Source organism: Vibrio sp. 10N.222.52.B12 (genome assembly GCF_002875385.1).
Taxonomy (GTDB): Bacteria; Pseudomonadota; Gammaproteobacteria; order Enterobacterales; family Vibrionaceae; genus Vibrio; species Vibrio jasicida.
Map to the genome: position 1 here is coordinate 1 of NZ_MDAW01000049.1, position 2,650 is coordinate 2,650.

Here is a 2,650-nt window from a genome sequence, read left to right on the forward strand (position 1 = left end):
TTGTGATCAAGAGACAGGCTCATTGAGCAGGCTTTCTGAAAGTGGTCGGTGAAGTAGGGATTCGATTGGACTGGCATTCCAGCCCCCGACCCGCAGGTCCCAAACAAATATCACCAAATACGAAAAAGGCTCTACATTTCTGTAGAGCCTTTTTCTCAATATGGTCGGTGAAGAGGGATTCGAACCCCCGACCCTCTGGTCCCAAACCAGATGCGCTACCAAGCTGCGCTATTCACCGAGATGTTTAACTGAGGACTTATCCCCGTCAACGGATGCGTATATTACGGATTCTTTTGAGAGACGCAAGTGCTTTTTGCGAAAAAACCTAATGTCTTAATTCGTTTGATGAATTACTGAACACTAGCACGTGAAATGTGACTAAGAACCCACAATAAAATACAGACTATTAACCTTGGCAACATAATTGATCCAGATCAGTGTGCAAAAAAGCACCACCTATTAGTTTGGTCCATGTCGGAACTATCTTGGAGGAAACACATGGACTTTTGGCTTGAACTCCTATTTGGTAATGCGGTGGGACTATCGTCAATGATAGTAATCTTTGGGACAATTGGACTGATGTTGTTTTTCAGCGGTTTCTTCATTTACAAGATCATGAACGACAAATCTCCTCACTAGATCTCGCTTAGCTCTAGAAACGCTTTGCACCGGAGTTGGTAACCTGCCTGCTCCGGTTTTTTATTTGATCTTTTCACACACGTCCTTGATATAATTGTCTCTACTTATCCTGTTCTTTATGAGATTGCCGTTATGTCTCACGATGACGATTTTGATCTGTTCCAACAGATGATGGGCGATGTAAAGCCAATCAGCAATGACACCGCCGAACACAAAAAGGTTCACCAAGTTACCGATGCACACCTTGCTAAACGCGAGGCAGCAATTTGGTTAACTGAAGACGATCCTGAATACTTGTCGATTGACCATGCAGAAATGCTGAAACCAGATGACTTTATCGAGTTCAAACGTGATGGCGTACAAGACGGTGTCTATCGTAAGCTACGTTTGGGCAAGTACCCGATACAAGCTCGTCTTGATTTACACCGTAAGACGTTGAAAGAAGCGCGTGATGAAGTCGTAAAATTCCTCAAGCAATGCATTCAAATGGACATTCGTACCGTGGTGATAGTTCATGGCCGTGGTGAGCGTTCTAATCCACCAGCCTTAATGAAAAGTTTTGTCAGCAGTTGGTTGCAGCAAATCCGCGAAGTGCAGTGTGTACACAGTGCGCAACGATTTCACGGTGGCAGCGGTGCTGTGTACGTTCTATTAAGAAAGAGCCCCGAGAAGAAGCTTGAGACGCGAGAACGTCATCAAAAACGGTTAGGCTAAGCGCTCTCCCGGTGCTAAAATGCCCGACCTTATCTCGTCTTGCTGCTTTATCTAGCAGTAAGGCACTTCAATTAACCGCCGTTGTGAAACGTTAGGAGACGACATGTCACAAGACAACACAAAACGCTTAAACAAATACATCAGCGAAACGGGCTTCTGCTCGCGCCGTGAAGCAGACCGCCTTATCGAGCAAGGCCGCGTCACCATTAATGGTCAACAACCAGAGATGGGCACAAAAGTGCTACCTGGTGATGATGTTTGCGTCGATGGCAACCCCGTTGCGGCAAAAGAAAAGCCAATTTACATTGCCTTGAACAAGCCAACCGGTATCACTTGCACCACTGAGCGTGATATCCTTGGTAACATCGTTGATTTCATCGGTCATAAAAAGCGTATCTTCCCAATTGGTCGTCTGGACAAACCTTCAGATGGTTTGATCTTCCTAACAAACGATGGCGACATCGTGAACAAGATTTTGCGTGCAGGCAACAACCACGAAAAAGAATACGTGGTGCGTGTCGACAAACCTATCACCGGCGAATTCCTTAAGCAGATGTCGAGCGGTGTGAAGATCCTTGATACGGTGACTCTGCCTTGTAAAGTAGAGAAAGAGACCAAATTCTCTTTCCGTATCGTGTTAACACAAGGTTTGAACCGTCAAATCCGTCGTATGTGTGAAGCGCTAGGCTACGAAGTTTTCAAACTGCGTCGCGTACGCATTATGAACATCTCACTTGATGGTATTCCTAATGGTAAGTGGCGTTACCTAAGTGACGACGAAATGGCAGAGATCCTAGCAATGTGTGAAGGCTCAGTGGGTACGGAAGAAGCATCAAAAACAGACTCTAGAGGGCGTAATATTCGTAAAGCGACCGACGCAAAGCTGTTTGATAGCCGTGAAGAAAACCAAGACTCTACTGCTCGTCGTAACCAGAAGACACGAACTTTCCGTGGTAACAATGCTGATGAATTTCGTCATGCACCGAATTCGAAAAAAGGCCAACAGCGTCGTCAACGTGATGATGAAAAAGCACGCCCAACAAAAGAGCATTACAACGCAAAGCCACAAAATGAACGCACTAAGCCTCAAGGTGAATATGGTAAAACTGAAAAGCCTCAATCACCGAGTAAACCTAAGCAGCATTACATGAACCCAAATGCCGCTAAACCAAGCAAACCTGCAAAACGTTCTGGTGGCACATTGAGTCTGAAGAAATAACGCTTCACTGAATGGTAAGATCAAAAAAGGACGCTCATGAGCGTCCTTTTTGCTTGTCTTGTACCGTCCTAAATAAGG

General features: G+C 45.3%; 3 protein-coding genes and 1 tRNA gene. 3 read left to right on the plus strand and 1 reads right to left on the minus strand.

Features of this window, described 5'->3' with window-relative positions:
* Nucleotides 1-161 precede the first annotated feature (161 nt).
* Nucleotides 162-238: transfer RNA gene (locus tag BCT11_RS03445), tRNA-Pro, on the minus strand.
* 260 nt (nt 239-498) lie between these two features.
* Here BCT11_RS03445 and BCT11_RS03450 point away from each other — a divergent pair.
* From BCT11_RS03450 to rluF, 3 genes are all read left to right on the plus strand, one after another.
* A complete protein-coding gene (locus BCT11_RS03450; protein ID WP_020198127.1) occupies nt 499-639 on the plus strand; it encodes a DUF3149 domain-containing protein in 141 nt (46 codons plus the stop codon).
* Between the two features lie 132 nt (nt 640-771).
* A complete protein-coding gene (gene smrA, locus BCT11_RS03455; RefSeq protein ID WP_039977112.1) occupies nt 772-1,353 on the plus strand; it encodes a DNA endonuclease SmrA in 582 nt (193 codons plus the stop codon).
* A 103-nt stretch (nt 1,354-1,456) separates the two neighbouring features.
* Nucleotides 1,457-2,572 carry a 23S rRNA pseudouridine(2604) synthase RluF gene (rluF, locus tag BCT11_RS03460; protein WP_102387138.1) on the plus strand — a complete coding sequence of 372 codons (1,116 nt, stop codon included), beginning with the start codon at nt 1,457-1,459 and terminating at the stop codon, nt 2,570-2,572.
* Nucleotides 2,573-2,650: the final 78 nt, after the last annotated feature.